We start from the raw sequence: 16103 nt of genomic DNA, 5'->3' as shown, positions 1-16103 counted from the left end.
GGGGCCGCGGGCGCTCCGAAGGCGGGCGGCGCCGTCGCCTGCGGCGGCGGGGCGAAGCCGGGAGCGGCCTGCTGCGGGGCGGCGGGCTCGTCCTCGGCGACCTCGCCGCCGAAGTTGCGCAGGAGCGCGTCGAGGCCGCCGTCGAAGCCCTGGCCGACCGCGGCGGGGGCCGCGGGCGCTCCGAAGGCGGGCGGCGCCGTCGCCTGCGGCGGCGGGGCGAAGCCGGGAGCGGCCTGCTGCGGGGCGGCGGGCTCGTCCTCGGCGACCTCGCCGCCGAAGTTGCGCAGGAGCGCGTCGAGGCCGCCGTCGAAGCCCTGGCCGACCGCGGCGAACCGCCAGACGTCCTTGAGGTAGAAGTCGCCGAGCATCACGGCGCGCTCGGTGGTGAACTCGGCGCCGGTGAAGGCGTACCGGGCGACCTCCTCGCCGCCCGCGACGATCCGCAGGTGGCCGGGGCCGACCTGGGACATCTGGCCGGCGCCGTCGATGGTCGCGGTGAACGAGAGTTTGTGGATGTTCGCGGGGATGCGGTCGAGGGTGACCCGGAACGACTCGGTGTCGCCCGACTGCGCCCCGAGCAGCTGGACGGACTCCTCCGGCGTCTTCGGCTGGTTGAAGAAGACGAAGTAGCGGTCGTCGGAGAGCCGCTCGTCCGCGTCGAGCCCGAAGCAGCTGATGTCGAAAGTCAGTCCGGGCGCCGCGATCTGGACACCGACGTACAGGTCGGTACCCGCGGTGAGATCACTGATCTTGGCCTTGTGGCCGCGTTGGAATTCCCTGGCCATGCGTAACGACCGTCCCCCATCCCGAATGGCGATTTGCTCGCGCCAGGCTAACCGCTGACTGCGACATTGAGACAGGCCAGGTCGTTTTCGGTACGGAATCGGGAAACCCGCTCACCCACGGGTGCCCGCGAGATCACTCCTCGCGAGCGGGGGGAGAGTGCGGCAGCCGCTCGGCGGCGACCACGCCCTCCAGATAGCCGCGCGCCCGCTCGGTGCGCGGATACGCCTCCAGGAGCCGCCAGAAGTCGGGGCCGTGCCCGGGGACGAGCAGATGGGCCAGCTCGTGCAGGAGGACGTAGTCCACCACGTACTCGGGCATGCCCTGGAGCCGGTGGGAGAGGCGGATGCTGCCCTCGGCGGGGGTGCAGGAGCCCCAGCGGGTGTTCTGGTTGGTGACCCAGCGCACGGAGCCGGGGCGGGCCCGTCCGCCGAAGTACTGCTCGGACAGCCGCAGGGCCCGCTCGGTCAGCTCGGCGTCGCCGAGGACGCCGCGGCGCTCCTGGGCGGCGAGCTTGTCGAGCATCACACCGACCCAGCGGCGCTCCTCGGCCTCGGACATCCGGGCCGGGATCAGGACGATGGTCCGGTCGCCCTCCCGGTACGCCGAGACGGTCCTCCGCCGCCGCGCACTTCTGCGGACCTCGACCGCGCTCGTCCCCGCACCGCGGTGCGGGGGGTCGGTCACGCTGCGCTGGGAGTCGGCGGGCACGGCCCCGACGTTACCCGCTGTCAGCGCGGGAAGTCCCACCTCCGGAGTGGTTTCGGCAACGATCCGCTCACGAGCCGCGGGATTCGAATGACTAATCGCGCCGCCTGTGGACAACTTTCGGCGGCCGTCCGGGCGGCGGGGCATTCTCGGAGCGCGACGGCGAAAGGCCGTCGCGGATCACGAACTGTCGATCATGAAGTGCCGATCATGCGGTGCGCCGATCGCGCGGTGCCGATCCGAACGTGTCGATCATGAATGCGGGGCGGGGGAAATGCATCCGATGGTGAAGCCGGCGCTGCGGCGTGCCTGGCGGAGTCTGCGCCGTGTGCAGTTCGGGGTGACCCCCGCGCACGCGGTGGTGCTCGATCCGGTCGACCAGGAGACGGGCACCCTGCTCGGGCTGCTCGACGGGACCCGCGGCACCGAGCTGCTGCGCGCCGAGGCGGGCCGGCTCGGTCTGCCGCAGGGGCGCCTCGACGGGCTGCTCGGACGGCTCCGGTCGGCGGGGCTGCTCGCCGACGCCTCGGCGGGGCGGCCGGGGCGGGCCGGGCCGGCGGCCGGGCCGGAGGACTGCGCCCTCGACCCGCTCCGCGCCGACCTCGCCTCGCTCTCCGTCGTCCACCCCGAGCCGGACCGGGCGGTACGGACCCTGGCGGCCCGGCGGGCAGCGCGGGTCCCGTCGAGCAGCCCGAGCAGGGTGCGCCGGAGCGCCACTGGACCAGCAGCCGCGGCCAGTCCGGCTCACGGTCCGTGCGCTCCTCCTGGAGACAGCGCGCGCACGCCGTGCCGCCCGGCAGGACCAGCGGCCCGACGACCCCCGTCGCCTCGACGACCCCCGCGTACAGATGAGGGGTCCCCGTGGTGACCCATCGCTGCGCCGGGAGCGGACCGGGTGAGGGCTCGGGCGGGCTCGGGCTGTCACTCGTCGTGGTGACACCGCGGGACGGTCTCGGCGCGTACGCCCCCGATCCGCTCCCGGCGCAGCGATGGGTCACCACGGGGACCCCTCATCTGTACGCGGGGGTCGTCGAGGCGACGGGGGTCGTCGGGCCGCTGGTCCTGCCGGGCGGCACGGCGTGCGCGCGCTGTCTCCAGGAGGAGCGCACGGACCGTGAGCCGGACTGGCCGCGGCTGCTGGTCCAGTGGCGCTCCGGCGCCCCGCATCCGCTGCCCGCCTGCGACCTGGGGCTCGCGACGGCGGTGGCGGGGCTGGCCGCCGCCCATGCCCTGGCCTTCCTCGACGGGGATCTCCCGGCGAGCACGGGCACCCGCTGGGAGGCGTCGCTGCCGTTGACGGAGTGGCGTGCGGAGCGGCTGAGACCGCATCCGGCCTGCCCGTGCGGGGCGGCGGGGGACGGAGAGGGGGAGCGAGCCTCGGCAGCCGGAGACGCGCAGGACACAATGGCGGGGTAACGGCCCTGCGCGGCACGGCAGGGCCGACCGCCCTGCGCGGTACGCCAGTCTGGGCTTTGGAGGGGCGCGCATGTCTGATCTTCCTCGGAAGGCGGTCACCCGGACCGCCAAGTTGGCCGCGTTGCCGCTGGGCTTCGCGGGCCGGGCCACCTGGGGCCTGGGCAAGCGGATCGGCGGGAGATCGGCGGAGATCGTCGCCCGCGAGCTCCAGCAGCGCACGGCCGAGCAGCTGTTCAAGGTCCTCGGTGAGCTCAAGGGCGGGGCCATGAAGTTCGGGCAGGCGCTCTCGGTCTTCGAGTCGGCCCTCCCCGAGGAGGTGGCCGGGCCCTACCGGGCGGCGCTGACCAGGCTGCAGGACGCGGCTCCGCCCATGCCGACGCGGACGGTGCACACCGTCCTGGAGGAGCGGCTGGGCGCGGAGTGGCGGGAGCTGTTCCTGGAGTTCGAGGACAAGCCCGCGGCGGCCGCCTCGATCGGGCAGGTGCACCGGGCGGTGTGGCACGACGGGCGCGAGGTCGCGGTGAAGGTGCAGTACCCGGGCGCCGGGGAGGCGCTGCTCTCCGACCTGACGCAGCTCAGTCGCTTCGCCCGGCTGCTCGGCCCGCTGATTCCGGGCATGGACATCAAGCCGCTGATCGCCGAGATGCGGGACCGGGTGTCGGAGGAGCTGGACTACGGCCTGGAGGCGGCGGCCCAGCAGAAGCACGCCGAGGAGTTCGCGGACGATCCCGACGTACGGGTGCCGGCGGTGGTCCACCGGGGCGACCAGGTCCTGGTGACCGAGTGGATGGACGGCATCCCGCTCGCCGAGGTGATCGCGGACGGCACGCAGGAGCAGCGGGACCGGGCGGGGCAGTTGCTGGCCCGCTTCCTCTTCTCGGGCCCGGCGCGCACCGGGCTGCTGCACGCCGATCCGCACCCGGGGAACTTCCGGCTGCTTCCGGGTGACGGCGAGGACGGGGGGCCGGAGGGCTGGCGGCTCGGGGTGCTCGACTTCGGCACGGTCGACCGGTTGCCGGGCGGGCTTCCGGAGACGATCGGGACCTGTCTGCGGATGACGCTCGAAGGGGACGCCGAGGCCGTGTACGAGTTGCTCCGGGGGGACGGCTTCGTGCGAGAGAGCGTGGTGCTCGACCCCGACGCGGTCCTGGAGTACCTGCTGCCGATCATCGAGCCGGCCGAGGCGGAGTCGTTCCTCTTCACCCGCGGCTGGATGCGCACCCAGGCGGCCCGCATCGCGGACCCGCGTTCACCGGCCCACCAGTTGGGCAAACAGCTCAATCTGCCGCCCGCGTACCTGCTGATACACCGGGTGACGCTGAGCACCATCGGGGTGCTGTGTCAGTTGAACGCGACGGTGCGGCTGCGGGACGAGCTGGAGGAGTGGCTGCCGGGCTTCACGGCGGCGGCGGCCGATGACTGACGGGTCCGGCGCCGGGCGGGTTCACCACCAGGAGGAGTCGAGGCGGCCTTCGATCGCGCGGATGTTGGCGCGGGCGCAGTCCTCGCAGGAGTAGCACCGCCGGCCGTTCTCCACCGAACAGGTCCAGGTCAGCGGCAGGGTGTCGGCCGTCTTGCCGCAGCGGTCGCAGACCAGGGGCCCCTCGGGGGGACGGGCGTCGTTCATCCTGGTCACGATAACCGGGTGCGGCCCCCGTGGTCCGGGCAACGCACCGCGGGGGCCGGTCCGTTCGGACCGGCCCCCGCGGGGAGCGCCCTTGGGGGCGCGGGTGGGTCAGCGCGAGGCTGTCGTCGGCGCGGGTCGTCAGTGCATGACGGCCATGGCCAGCGCGCGGCGGGCGCGCAGCGAGACGCGCTCGGCGCGGCGCTGCATGCGTCGGGCGGCGACCAGGCGCACGGCCTGGCGTTCCGCGTCGGCCTCGCGGTGTCGCTCGTGCATATGGGCACGGGCCAGGGCTTCTGGGGCGAGTTGCATTTCACGGGTCCTGTTCTGACGCGCGGTGGGCGCGGCGGAGGGGAAGAAGACTGGGGTCGCGGAGCCGGCGGGCTCGCTGGTGGAAGAGGTCATCGGGGCCTGCTTCTGGGGATCGTGCGTGAGGGGGCGGTCGATGGTTCCGGTGGCGCTCATGCCGCGACCGGGTTCTTGCGCGGACGGCCACGGGGCCGCTTGCGGGCGACGACCACGCCCTGGACGAAGAGCTCGCCGCCCCAGACGCCCCACGGCTCGCGCCGGTCCTGGGCGCCGGCGAGGCAGGCGGCCACGAGGGGGCAGGTCCGGCAGAGGGACTTCGCGTACTCGACGTCGGCCGGGGACTCGGCGAAGAAGACCTCGGGGTCGTAGGCGCGACAGGGGACGGGGACGCCGAGGTTCTCGATGGCGTCGTCGAGCGCGGTGAGCGTGCTGAGGGGGGTCAAAGCGGGGTCCTCCGTGGGGCGGCCGGGCTGGGTGATCGTTTCGGAAGGCGGTACGGACGGGGCGTGCGCTTCGAGTTGCACGGTGGTGTCTTTCCTCGTCTGGTCGTTCCGGCCTGTTGACCGGGGTTTCTGCTGGTACCGGGGTGCGTCTGTCCCGAGGCGTCCTCGTGTCGTCGTCCCCGTTCGGGGACAAACAAAAGGGCCGCGGATCCCGGGTGGGGTTCCGCGGCCCTGAAGGCGCCGGTCTGATCATGGATCAGACTGGATCACTCCAGGGTTCGAGCCCACGGAAGGCCCACATCAGGTGGTCGTGCGTCGTCGTCTGCTGCTGGGTTCCGGCACCGGTCGCCGCAAAGTCATAGGCCTTGGCCTTGCCTGCTGCTTCTGCTTCCAGTGCCTTGGTCGGTCGCTCATTGCGGAGCTCCACGGCAGGGCGCAGACCGGCGCCGGCAAGGCCGGAGACGGGCAGACCGGTGCCAATGAACGCCGAACCGGAGAGGCCGAGCGAGCAGGCGGAGACGACGGAGCGATCGGTCATTTTGGCGGTGCTGACGAAGCCGGCGCGGCTGGTGAAGCCGGCGGTGCTGGTCTGAATGACGTTGCTGATCACGTGGAATCGCCTCCTCTCGGCGTCTCGGAGGGCTCGGGTGCGAGCCGGACCCTCATGTTTATTTGGACAAGTACAGCACAGAGACAGGGCTTCTCAGAAGCCGCTGTTTCCGTGGTTAAGAACCTATGGGGCTTGACGGGGCAGGCGCAAACTATTTTTCCGACGAGTTTTCCTCAGTCCTCGTCGAGGCCCGCCCCTCGGTCCTCACCTGCGCAGATGGCCAGGACATCGGGGCCGAAGCGGTCCAGCTTGCGGGCGCCGACGCCGGAGATCGAGGAGAGCTCCCCGCCGCTGCCGGGGACCCGTTCGGCGATGGCCATGAGCGTCTTGTCGGTGAAGACGCAGTAGGCCGGCTGGCCGAGTTCCCGGGCCTGCTCGGCGCGCCAGTCGCGGAGCCGCTCGTACAGCCCCTCGTCCATGTCGGAGGGGCAGTCCTCGCAGCGCATCAGTTTCATGGCGCCCGCCTCGGTGAGGGTCGTCCCGCAGACCCGGCAGAGGACGGGGCCGCGCGGCTTGCGCCGTCCGGCGGCGGCGGCGCGCTCGAACCCGCCGGACGTGCCGGAGGCGACGGTGCCGAGGGAGCCCGAGCCGGGGCGGAGGCCCTTGAGGAAGCGGCTGGGCCGTCGGGAGGCCCGGCCGCCCGGGGAGCGGGAGAGCGCCCAGGAGAGCGAGAGGTGCAGCCGCGCGCGGGTGACGCCGACGTACAGCAGGCGCCGCTCCTCCTCGATCTGCTCGTCCGTCTTGGCGTAGGTGATGGGCATCATGCCCTCGGTGAGGCCGACCAGGAACACGGCGTCCCATTCGAGGCCCTTGGCGGAGTGCAGGGAGGCGAGGGTGACGCCCTGCACGGTCGGGGCGTGCTGCGCCGCGGCCCGCTCGTCGAGTTCGGCGACCAGGTCGGAGAGGGTGGCACCGGACTTGGCCCGGGAGAAGTCCTCGGCGAGCCGGACGAGGGCGGCGAGGGACTCCCAGCGGTCCCGGACGGCGCCGGAGCCGGCGGGCGGCTGGGGGTTCCAGCCCTTGGTCGAGAGGACGGCCCGGACCTGGGCGGGCAGGTCCTCGGCGTCGTCGAGCAGGGAGTCGTTGCCCCCGGCGCGGGCCGCGCCGCGCAGGGCGACGCCCGCCTCCCGTACCTCCTGGCGCTCGAAGAAGCGCTCGGCCCCGCGCAGCTGGTAGGGCACCCCGGCGTCGGCCAGGGCCTGCTCGTACACCTCGGACTGGGCGTTGATCCGGTAGAGGACGGCGATCTCGCCGGCCGGGACGCCGGCGGCGATGAGGTCCCTGATGCGGCGGGCGGTGCCCTCGGCCTCGGTCGGCTCGTCCGCGTACTCCGTGTAGCCGGGGTCGGGTCCGGGGTCGCGCTGGGAGACCAGCTCCAGGCGGTGGTCGGCGGCCCGGCCGCGGGCCTGGCTGAGCAGTCCGTTGGCGAGGTGGACCACCTGGGGGGTCGAGCGGTAGTCGCGGACCAGCTTGACGACCGTGGCGCCCGGGTGGCGGGTGCGGAAGTTCAGCAGGTGGTCGGGGGTGGCGCCGGTGAAGGAGTAGATGGTCTGGCTCGCGTCGCCGACGACGCACAGGTTGTCCCGGTCGCCGAGCCACAGGTCGAGCAGCCGCTGCTGGAGCGGGGAGACGTCCTGGTACTCGTCCACCACGAAGTGCTGGTACTGGCTGCGGATCTGGTCGGCGATGTCGTGCCGGTCCTGGAGGATGCCGACGGTGAGCAGCAGCACGTCCTCGAAGTCGATCACCGAGCGGTCGCGCTTCAGCTGCTCGTACATCGCGTAGATCTGGCTGATCTCCGCCGGGTCGCGGGGGGCGTCCCGGTGGGCCTTGGCGACGACGGCCGGGTAGTCGGCGGGGACGGTCTGCGTGACCTTGGCCCACTCGATCTCGCCGGTGACGTCCCGCAGCTCGTTCCGGTCGAGCCGGATCCGGCAGCGGGCGGCGGCGTCGGCGACCAGCTGGATCTTCCGCTCCAGGAGCCGGGGGAGCTCGCCACCGACTGCTTTCGGCCAGAAGAACTGGAGCTGCCGGAGGGCCGCGGAGTGGAAGGTGCGGGCCTGGACGCCGCCCGCGCCGAGCTGCCGCAGCCGGCCGCGCATCTCTCCCGCGGCGCGGTTGGTGAAGGTGACGGCGAGCACGCTGGCGGGCTGGAGTCGGCCCGAGCGCACCCCGTAGGCGATGCGGTGGGTGATCGCCCGCGTCTTGCCCGTGCCGGCACCCGCCAGCACGCACACCGGGCCGGTCAGGGCCAGGGCGACCTCGCGCTGCTCCGGGTCGAGCCCGTCGAGCACCGCGTCGGCCGTCTCCGGGACCTGTGGGAAGAGAGTGGAGTGCGTTGCTGCTGTCACCCCCCAATGCTGCCAGGTCCGCCGGAGTCGCCGCGGAGGCTTGTCCACAGGCGGTGGACGCGGTCATACGAATTCCGGGAATGGCCGGACCGGGACGTACGTTCTTGCCTTCGGCACCCGTCAGCGAACCAAGAGGAGCGCCTCGCCATGCAGGGCACTGTGACGATGTACAGCACCACGTGGTGCGGCTACTGCCGTCGGCTGAAGAGCCAGATGGAGCGCGAGGGCATCGCGTACACCGAGATCAACATCGAGCAGGACCCCGACTCGGCTGCGTTCGTCGAGAAGGCGAATGGCGGAAACCAGACGGTCCCCACCGTTCTCTTCCCGGACGGTTCGACCCTGACGAACCCGAGCCTCGCCCAGGTGAAGCAGGCGCTCAGCGTCTGAGCCACCCGGCCCCGCGCGCACAGACGGAACCCCCGACCGGTGACACGACCGGCCGGGGGTTCCGTGCGTGCGGGGTCCGTACGCACGGGGCAGCGCGGCCGGGGCGGCGGGGAGGCCGCGGGGAGTTCGGGTGAAGATCGCGAAACGCCTCTGGGGAGACTGCGAGGAGTGGCCGCGCAGCGGAGGCGTCGCGGGCCGGTCGGGAGGTAGCGTGCGAGCTGGATTTCGCCTGCGCGAACCCCAGGAACACCCTTCCGCCGTGAAGAGCGTCACACGCCTATCGGTCTTTGTAAGGCCTCAGCCAGCACACCTATGCTCTCGTTCCGACCGAGATTTGCGACTGCATATCCAGGTGGGATACCTCTTGCTCAACCAGACAGCCCCAGCCCCCGCCCCGCTCACCGCGCCCGTCTCCGTGACCCTGGGCCGTGTGCCGGGCCCCGGGCCGAACGCCGCGGGCCGAGGCCGCGGACGTCTCCACGTCCTCGACGGCCTGCGTCTCGTCGCCGCCCTCATGGTGGTCGGCTACCACTACCTCGCCTTCGGGGAGGGCTGGCCCGCGCCGGTCGAGCAGCTCTTCCCCGGCACCCGCTCCGTGGCCTCGTACGGCTACCTCGGCGTGGAGTTCTTCTTCCTCATCAGCGGCTTCGTCATCTGCATGAGCGGCTGGGGCAGGCCGGTGAAGGAGTTCTTCGTCTCCCGTGTGACGCGTCTCTACCCGGCGTACTGGTTCGCCGTCGTCGCCACGTCCGTCACCGTCGCGGTGATCCCCGGCGGACGGGACCACCTGCCCTGGAACGACATCCTCACCAATCTGACGATGCTCCAGGAGCCGCTGGGCGCCGGCTCCGTCGACCCGGTCTACTGGACCCTCTTCGCCGAGCTCCGCTTCTACCTGCTCTTCACGGTGCTCGCCTGGTGGGGCCTGACCTACCGCCGGGTGCTGCTGTTCTGCTGCGTGTGGGGAGCGGCGAGCGTCCTGGTCTCCCCCGCCGATCCCGGTCCCCTGAAGCTGCTGCTCATGCCCGGGTACAGCTGGTTCTTCATCGCGGGCATGGCCTTCTACCTGATGTACCGGTTCCGCCCGAACCTGATGCTCTTCGGCGTCGTCGGGATCTGCTACTGCGCCTCGCTCGCGCCCTCCGTCGAACGGTCCGAGGAGCTCACCTTCCTCGGCGACCGGCCGACGTGGCCGGTGCTCGTCGTGCTCGCCGCCTTCTTCGGGCTGATGGCGCTCGTCGCGACCGGCAGGCTCTCCGGCATCCGCTGGCGGTGGCTGCCGGTGGCCGGGGCGCTGACCTATCCCCTGTACCTGCTGCACGAGGTCATCGGCTGGGAGCTCTTCGCGCGCTTCGGGACGGAGGTCTCCCCGTGGGTGCTGCTCACCGCCGTACTGCTCGGGATGCTCGTGCTGTCGTACCTGGTCCACCGTCTCGTCGAGCAGCCGCTCGGCCGGAGCCTCCGGCGGCACCTGCTGCGCCGGTGAACACCGCGTGGACGCCCTCGCCCGACCGGGCGGGGACGTCCCCGGGTGCGGGACCGTCTCAGACCACGTCGCCCGGCTTGGGCAGCGGCTTGCCGTACCAGCGCTCGATCAGCCGGGAGGCGATCGAGATCCCGTACGGCGGGACGACCTCGCCCGACTCGAAGGCCGCGGCCAGGTCGTCGCGGGAGAACCAGCGGGCCTCGTGTATCTCCTCGCCGTCCACGGTGATCTCCGAGGAGGTCGCGCGGGCGAAGAAGCCCAGCATCAGGCTGGACGGGAACGGCCAGGGCTGGCTGGCGACGTACTCGACCTCGCCCACCGTGACCCCCGCCTCCTCGAAGACCTCACGGGCCACCGACGCCTCGATGGACTCACCGGGCTCGACGAAGCCGGCGAGGGTCGAGAAGCGGCCCTCGGGCCAGTGGACCTGGCGGCCGAGCAGCGCCCGGTCCTCGTCGTCCGTGACCAGCATGATCACCGCGGGGTCGGTCCGCGGGTAGTGCTCGGCGCCGCAGGCCTGGCAGCGGCGGATGTGCCCGGCGGCCGCGATGACCGTGCGTTCGCCGCAGCGCGAGCAGAAACGGTGCAGGCGCTGCCAGTTCTCCAGGGCCACCGCGTGCACCATCAGGGCCGCGTCCCGGTCCGACAGCAGCAGTCCGGCCTCGCGGAGGCCGGCGGGGCGCGCCGACTGGTCCATCCGGCCGGGCAGGGAGTCCTTCTGGAGGGCGAAGTAGGAGACGCCGTCGGCGTCGGTGCCCAGGAAGTAGCGGTGGGTCTCGGTGACCGGGGCCTCGAAGGCCGGGGTCATGACGAGCTCCGTGCGTCCGTCGGGGGTGTCGTCGATCAGCACCTGCCCGCCGGAGACCACGAAGACCCGGGTGGTGGGGTGGCTCCAGGCCGCCGCGAGCCATGCCTCGTCGAGACGGTGGTGCGCGGCGCGGTCGATCCCGCTCGGGGCGGTCAGCGAGATCGGGCGGTCCGCCGACGCGTTGTTCAAGGTGCTCACAGGTGCTTCCAACTCCCCCGGATCGGTGTGTGGGTTCAGCGCTCGGCGGCCGGGGCGGACAGGTCGCCCCACAGGTACGCGGTGGTCTCGACGCCCTTCATGAGGAGATCGATCTCGATCTTCTCGTTCGGGGCGTGCCAGCCGTCGGACGGGACGGAGACGCCGAGGAACAGGACGGGTGCCTCCAGGACGTCCTGGAGGTCGGCGGCCGGTCCCGAGCCGCCCTCGCGGGTGTAGCGGACCTTGGCGCCGTCGAAGGCCCGGCTCATGGCCCCGGCGACCGCCGTGAGGGCCGGGTGGTCGAGCGGGGTGAGGCAGGGGCGGGTCGGGGCGCCGAAGACGATCTCGTACCGGATGCCAGCGGGGACGAGGCCGGCGAGCCAGTCCCGGACGGCGAGCTCGATCTTGTCCGGGTCCTGGCCCGCGACCAGCCGGAACGACAGCTTGAGCTGCGCCGAGGCGGGGACGATCGTCTTGCCGCCGGGGCCCTGGTAGCCGCCGCCGATGCCGTTGACCTCGGCGGTGGGGCGGGCCCAGACCCGCTCCAGGGTGGAGAAGCCCGCTTCGCCGAGGGTGCCGTGCGACTTCGCGGTACGCAGCCAGGCGGCCTCGTCGAAGGGCAGCTCGGCGACGAGGGCGCGCTCGGCGTCGGTGAGTTCGGTCACCCCCTCGTAGAAGCCGGGGATCGCCACGCGCTCGTCGGCGTCGTGGAGGGCGGCGACGATCCGGCCGGCGACGGTGGCCGGGTTGGGCACGGCGCCGCCGAAGGAGCCGGAGTGGATGTCCTGGTCGGGGCCGTACAGCTCGATCTCGCAGTCGGCGACGCCCCGCATGCCGGTGCAGACGGTGGGCGTGGTCTCGGACCACATGCCCGTGTCGGAGACGATCACGGCGTCGGCGGCCAGGCGCTCGGCGTGCTCCTCGACCAGGGCGCGGAAGTGTGGGGAGCCGGACTCCTCCTCGCCCTCGACGATCAGCTTGAGATTGACGGCGGGCGCGGTGCGGCCGGTGGCGGCGAGGTGCGCGCGCACGCCCAGGGTGTGGAAGAACACCTGGCCCTTGTCGTCGGCGGCCCCGCGGGCGTACAGCCGGCCGTCGACCACGGTCGGCTCGAACGGGTCCGTGTGCCAGCCGTCCTCGCGGTCGGCGGGCTGCACGTCGTGGTGGCCGTAGACGAGGACCGTCGGCGCGTCCGGGTCGCCGGAGGGCCACTCGGCGAAGACGGCGGGAGCGCCGGCCGTCTCCCAGACCTCGACCGTGGTGAAGCCGGTCTCGCGGAGCTTGGCGGCGAGCCACTCGGCGCTGCGCCGGACGTCCCCGGACCGGTCCGGCCGCGCCGACACGGAGGGGATGCGCAGCCACTCACCGAGGTCGTCGAGGAAGGCGGCACGGTGCTGCTCGATGTACGCGCGTACGGCGTGGACGGCGCTGTCCGGGGTCTCGCTCATGCCCCCGAGCCTATCCGGCGCCCGGGGGTGCCCCGCCCGGCAGGAGGGCATGGCCGGAGCCCCGCGGCGGCTCGCCGCTCTCCGCCGCCGCCGGCTCCCCCAGCAGCAGGGCCTCCAGCTCGGCGCGGCCGGGCAGCCGGGCGGGGCGGGCGACCTCGCCCGTCCGTACGTACACGAAGGCGGCGGCCACCTCCTCGGGCGCGAGGCCGTGCTGTTCGGCCCAGGCGAGCCGGTAGAGGGCGAGCTGGAGCGGGTCCGCGCTGCGCACCCGGCTCGTCTTCCAGTCGACGATCTCGTACGCGCCGGTCTCTGGGTCCCGGTAGACGGCGTCGATGCGGCCCCGGACGACCCGGCCGCCGAGCGAGAGGTGCACGGGGACCTCGACGCGGTACGGGGTGCGAGTGGCGTACGCGGTCCGGGCGAAGGCCTCCTTCAGCTCGTCGAGGTCGTGTTCGTCGAGGATCTCGGGCTCGCCCGCGAAGTCCTCCCCGCCGGGCAGGTCCTCGGGGCCGAGGAACGGCAGCGGCAGCTCCTCGAAGCGGGACTCCACCCAGGCGTGGAACCGGGTGCCCCGGCGGGCCGCCGGCTGCGGGGCCTTCGGCATGGGGCGGGCCAGCTCCTGTGCGAACCCGTCGGGGTCGGCGGCGAGGCGGAGGACCTGGGAGGCGGAGAGGTACGCGGGGAGCACCACGTCGCGGGTGGTCGCGCGGGCGCGGCGGAGTTCGGCGGTGAGGGCGGTGAGGTCGCGGTCCCAGGAGGCGACGGCGCGCGCGTCCTCGGGGGTGAGTCCGCCGTGCGGTTCCGTGCCGGACTCGGGCTCCGGCGGTTCCGCAGCCTCGGGCTCCCGGGGTGCGGGGACCGCGTCCGCGTGGGTGTCCTCGGGGAGGGCCTCCTCGTCCTCGTCCCAGACGGGTTCGTCCTCGTCCGGCCAGAGGTCCTCCGGGCGCGGGTCCCGGGCGCCGGCCGGCGCCGCAGTGGGCGGGGCGTCGTCCCGGGGGGCGAGGGCCGCCAGGCGGGTCGTGACGGCCTCGGCCGCGTCCCTGCGGCGGCGCAGCGCGTCGGCGTCCAGCGGCAGCGGCCAGGCGCGGTCGCCCTCGTCCTCGGTCAGCGTCGGGTTCCGCGCGTCCTTCTCCGGTTCCTCGGCCCACTCCTCGATGTCCCCGTGGCCGGCGGCGCAGTGGTCGTACAGGGCCTGGAGGAAGTCCGAGGGGCCCCGCGGCTTCTTCTGGGAGGGGCCCCACCAGTGGGCGGAGCCGAGGAGGAGGCTGCGGGGGCGGGTGAAGGTGACGTAGCCGAGGCGGAGTTCCTCGGTGTGCTGGTGGTCCCGCATCTCGTTCTTGAAGGCGCTGAGGGCCTTCGCGTTCCAGGTGTCGACGGCCGGCAGGGTGGCCGCGTCGCCGCGCAGGGCGTGCGGCAGCACCTGCGGCTGGGAGGTCCACGACTCGCGGGCGCGGGCACTGGGGAACTGTCCGGTGACCAGGCCGGGGACGGCGACGACGTCCCATTCGAGGCCCTTGGACTTGTGGGCGGTGAGGACCTTGACGGTGTTCTCGCCGCCGGGCAGCGCGTTGTCGAGGCCCTTCTCGAACTGGACGGCCGTGCGGAGGAAGCCGAGGAAGGCGAGCAGGCTGGCCTCGCCGTCCAGGGAGGCGAAGCCGGCGGCGATGTCGAGGAAGTGGCCGAGGGTCTCGCGGCGGCGGGCCGCCAGCGCGTGCGGGGAGGCGCTGAGTTCGACTTCGAGGCCGGTCGCGGAGAGCACCCGGTGCAGGACGTCCATGAGGGGGTCGGCGAGGGAGCCGCGCAGGGCGCGCAGCTCGGCGGCGAGCCGGGCGAAGCGGACCCGGGCGTCGGCGGAGAAGGCGAGGCCGTCGTCGGCCGCGCCGCCGGAGTCGAGGAAGGTGTCGAGCGCGTCGGCGAGGGAGACGACCTCGGCCGGGTCGACGCCCTCGACGGCCGCGGCGAGCCGCTGCTCGGGGTCGGGGTCGTCGCCGCGGTGGACGAGGTGGCGGGCGCGCCGGCCGAGGAGGGCGAGGTCGCGGGGGCCGATGCGCCAGCGGGGGCCGGTGAGGAGGCGGACCAGAGCGGCGTTGGCCCCGGGGTCCTGGAGGACCTCGCAGACGGCGACCAGGTCGGCGATCTCGGGGAGGTGGAGGAGGCCGGAGAGGCCGACGACCTCGACGGGCACGTCCCGGGCGACGAGGGCCGCGTGGATGGTGGGGAAGTCGGTGGCGGTGCGGCACAGGACGGCGATCTCGCCGGGCTCCCGGCCGGTGCGGACGAGGTGGGCGAGGGAGTCGGCGAGCCAGTCGATCTCCTCGGCGTGGGTGGGGAGGAGGGCGATGCGGACGGTGCCGTCGGCCTCGGCGCCGGGCGCGGGGCGCAGCGCCTCCACGCCCGCGTGCATGGCGCGGAGCGGGGCGGCGAGTCCGTTGGCCAGGTCGAGGAGGCGGCCGCCGCTGCGCCGGTTCTCGGAGAGCGCGTACCGGTCGGCGGGGCTGCCGTCGGCGTGCGGGAAGTGCTCGGGGAAGTCGTCCAGGTTGGCGACGGAGGCGCCGCGCCAGCCGTAGATGGCCTGGCAGGGGTCGCCGACGGCGGTCACGGCGTGCCCGGTGGGGTGCGGCCCGGTGCCCTGGCCGAAGAGGCCGGAGAGCAGCAGTCGCTGGGCGACGGAGGTGTCCTGGTACTCGTCGAGGAGGACGACCCGGAACTCGTCGCGGAGGATCGCGCCGACCTCGGGCCGGGTGGTGGCCAGTTCGGCGGAGCGGGCGATCTGGTCGCCGAAGTCGAGCAGGTCGCGGGAGCGTTTGGCGGCGCGGTAGCGGACGACGAGGTCGAGGAGTTCACGGCGGGCGGTGGCGGCCTCGGGGATCTTCCGCAGTTCGGCGTTGCTGAGCCGCACCTCGGCGAGGGCGGTGAGCAGCGCGGAGTCGTACGCGAGGAGTCCTTCCGGCGGTACGAGGTGCTCGGCGAGCTCGGCGTCGAGGGCGAGCAGGTCGGTGACGAGGGTCGGGAAGGACCGGGTCAGCGAGGGGTACGGGCCGGGGGCCTCGCGCAGCACGCGGGCGGCGAGCTGGTAGCGGGTGGCGTCGGCGAGCAGCCGGGAGGTGGGTTCGAGGCCGATGCGGAGGCCGTGGTCGGTGAGGAGCTGCCCGGCGAAGGCGTGGTACGTGGAGATGCGGGGCTCGCCCGGGGGGTCGTCGGGGTCGATGACGTCGGGGTCGGTGACTCCGGCGCGGACGAGGGCGGTGCGGACGCGCTCGGCGAGCTCGCCGGCCGCCTTGTTGGTGAACGTGAGACCGAGCACCTGCTCGGGGGCGACCTGGCCGGTGCCGACCAGCCAGACGACGCGGGCGGCCATCACCGTGGTCTTGCCGGAGCCGGCTCCGGCCACGACGACCTGCGGGGCGAGCGGCGCGGTGATGCAGGCCGTCTGCTCCGGGGTGAAGGGGATGCCGAGGAGCTCCTTGAGCTGCTCGGGGTCGGTGATGCGTGCGGTCACCCCAAAGAGGCTAACGCGGTGGACCGACAG

The 16103-nt window shown here is 73.2% G+C and carries 13 protein-coding genes and 1 pseudogene; 4 read left to right on the top strand and 10 right to left on the bottom strand.

Annotated features, from left to right (window positions below; all coding sequences use genetic code 11):
* Both EAO70_RS30650 and EAO70_RS30645 read right to left on the bottom strand, forming a co-directional pair.
* On the bottom strand, nucleotides 1-785 hold a 785-nt coding region (locus EAO70_RS30650; RefSeq protein WP_148006598.1), incomplete at its 3' end, for a TerD family protein.
* Nucleotides 786-918: 133 nt separating this feature from the next.
* The gene (locus EAO70_RS30645; protein ID WP_148006084.1) at nucleotides 919-1494 is read right to left on the bottom strand and encodes a M48 family metallopeptidase; all 576 of its coding nucleotides are present in this window, start codon (nucleotides 1492-1494) and stop codon (nucleotides 919-921) included.
* Between the two features lie 271 nt (nucleotides 1495-1765).
* On the opposite strand from EAO70_RS30645, the pseudogene EAO70_RS40505 reads away from it, so the two are divergent.
* Nucleotides 1766-2907: pseudogene (locus tag EAO70_RS40505) on the top strand (TOMM precursor leader peptide-binding protein).
* A gap of 70 nt (nucleotides 2908-2977) precedes the next feature.
* Entirely contained in the window at nucleotides 2978-4330 is a 1353-nt protein-coding gene (locus tag EAO70_RS30635; protein WP_148006083.1) for an ABC1 kinase family protein, read from the top strand.
* Between the two features lie 21 nt (nucleotides 4331-4351).
* Here the strand turns inward: EAO70_RS30635 and EAO70_RS30630 are convergent, their stop codons facing one another.
* The 5 genes from EAO70_RS30630 to EAO70_RS30610 form a co-directional block, all read right to left on the bottom strand.
* A complete protein-coding gene (locus EAO70_RS30630) occupies nucleotides 4352-4534 on the bottom strand; it encodes a hypothetical protein (RefSeq protein ID WP_148006082.1) in 183 nt (60 codons plus the stop codon).
* A gap of 138 nt (nucleotides 4535-4672) precedes the next feature.
* A complete protein-coding gene (locus EAO70_RS30625; protein ID WP_055600983.1) occupies nucleotides 4673-4996 on the bottom strand; it encodes a hypothetical protein in 324 nt (107 codons plus the stop codon).
* Nucleotides 4993-5364: a WhiB family transcriptional regulator gene (locus EAO70_RS30620; protein WP_148006081.1), complete on the bottom strand. Its 372-nt coding sequence runs from the start codon at nucleotides 5362-5364 to the stop codon at nucleotides 4993-4995. Before EAO70_RS30620 ends, EAO70_RS30625 begins: the two co-directional genes overlap by 4 nt.
* 175 nt (nucleotides 5365-5539) lie before the next feature.
* Nucleotides 5540-5893, bottom strand: coding sequence for a hypothetical protein (locus EAO70_RS30615; protein ID WP_383428037.1), 354 nt, complete (start codon nucleotides 5891-5893; stop codon nucleotides 5540-5542).
* A gap of 173 nt (nucleotides 5894-6066) precedes the next feature.
* The gene (locus EAO70_RS30610; protein ID WP_187284103.1) at nucleotides 6067-8244 is read right to left on the bottom strand and encodes an ATP-dependent DNA helicase UvrD2; all 2178 of its coding nucleotides are present in this window, start codon (nucleotides 8242-8244) and stop codon (nucleotides 6067-6069) included.
* 147 nt (nucleotides 8245-8391) lie between these two features.
* Here EAO70_RS30610 and EAO70_RS30605 point away from each other — a divergent pair, with 147 nt between their 5' ends.
* Nucleotides 8392-8634 carry a mycoredoxin gene (locus EAO70_RS30605; RefSeq protein WP_148006079.1) on the top strand — a complete coding sequence of 81 codons (243 nt, stop codon included), beginning with the start codon at nucleotides 8392-8394 and terminating at the stop codon, nucleotides 8632-8634.
* 364 nt (nucleotides 8635-8998) lie between these two features.
* Complete coding sequence (locus EAO70_RS30600) at nucleotides 8999-10120, top strand: acyltransferase family protein (protein WP_148006078.1); 1122 nt, start codon at nucleotides 8999-9001, stop codon at nucleotides 10118-10120.
* Nucleotides 10121-10178: 58 nt separating this feature from the next.
* On the opposite strand, the gene nudC is transcribed toward EAO70_RS30600, so the two are convergent.
* Genes nudC through EAO70_RS30585 form a run of 3 tightly spaced genes read right to left on the bottom strand, consistent with a single transcriptional unit; the run spans nucleotide 10179 to nucleotide 16073 of the window.
* Nucleotides 10179-11126, bottom strand: a complete 948-nt coding sequence (gene nudC / locus EAO70_RS30595) for an NAD(+) diphosphatase (protein ID WP_148006077.1) — start codon at nucleotides 11124-11126, stop codon at nucleotides 10179-10181.
* A 35-nt stretch (nucleotides 11127-11161) separates the two neighbouring features.
* A complete protein-coding gene (locus tag EAO70_RS30590; protein ID WP_148006076.1) occupies nucleotides 11162-12574 on the bottom strand; it encodes a dipeptidase in 1413 nt (470 codons plus the stop codon).
* Nucleotides 12575-12584: 10 nt separating this feature from the next.
* On the bottom strand, nucleotides 12585-16073 hold the full coding sequence (locus tag EAO70_RS30585) for an ATP-dependent DNA helicase (protein WP_261993123.1): 3489 nt from the start codon (nucleotides 16071-16073) through the stop codon (nucleotides 12585-12587).
* Nucleotides 16074-16103: the final 30 nt, after the last annotated feature.

Origin of the sequence: Streptomyces sp. adm13(2018) (genome assembly GCF_008042145.1) — a bacterium.
GTDB lineage: Bacteria > Actinomycetota > Actinomycetes > Streptomycetales > Streptomycetaceae > Streptomyces.
This window is presented reverse-complemented; position numbering and strand designations above follow the sequence as displayed.

Excerpts from the sequence above, each read along its gene's own strand:
- EAO70_RS30605 (WP_148006079.1), top strand. The coding sequence starts at position 8,392 with ATGCAGGGCACTGTGACGATGTACAGCACCACGTGGTGCGGCTACTGC.
- EAO70_RS30635 (WP_148006083.1), top strand. The coding sequence starts at position 2,978 with ATGTCTGATCTTCCTCGGAAGGCGGTCACCCGGACCGCCAAGTTGGCC.
- EAO70_RS30630 (WP_148006082.1), bottom strand. The coding sequence starts at position 4,534 with ATGAACGACGCCCGTCCCCCCGAGGGGCCCCTGGTCTGCGACCGCTGC.
- EAO70_RS30625 (WP_055600983.1), bottom strand. The coding sequence starts at position 4,996 with ATGAGCGCCACCGGAACCATCGACCGCCCCCTCACGCACGATCCCCAG.
- EAO70_RS30590 (WP_148006076.1), bottom strand. The coding sequence starts at position 12,574 with ATGAGCGAGACCCCGGACAGCGCCGTCCACGCCGTACGCGCGTACATC.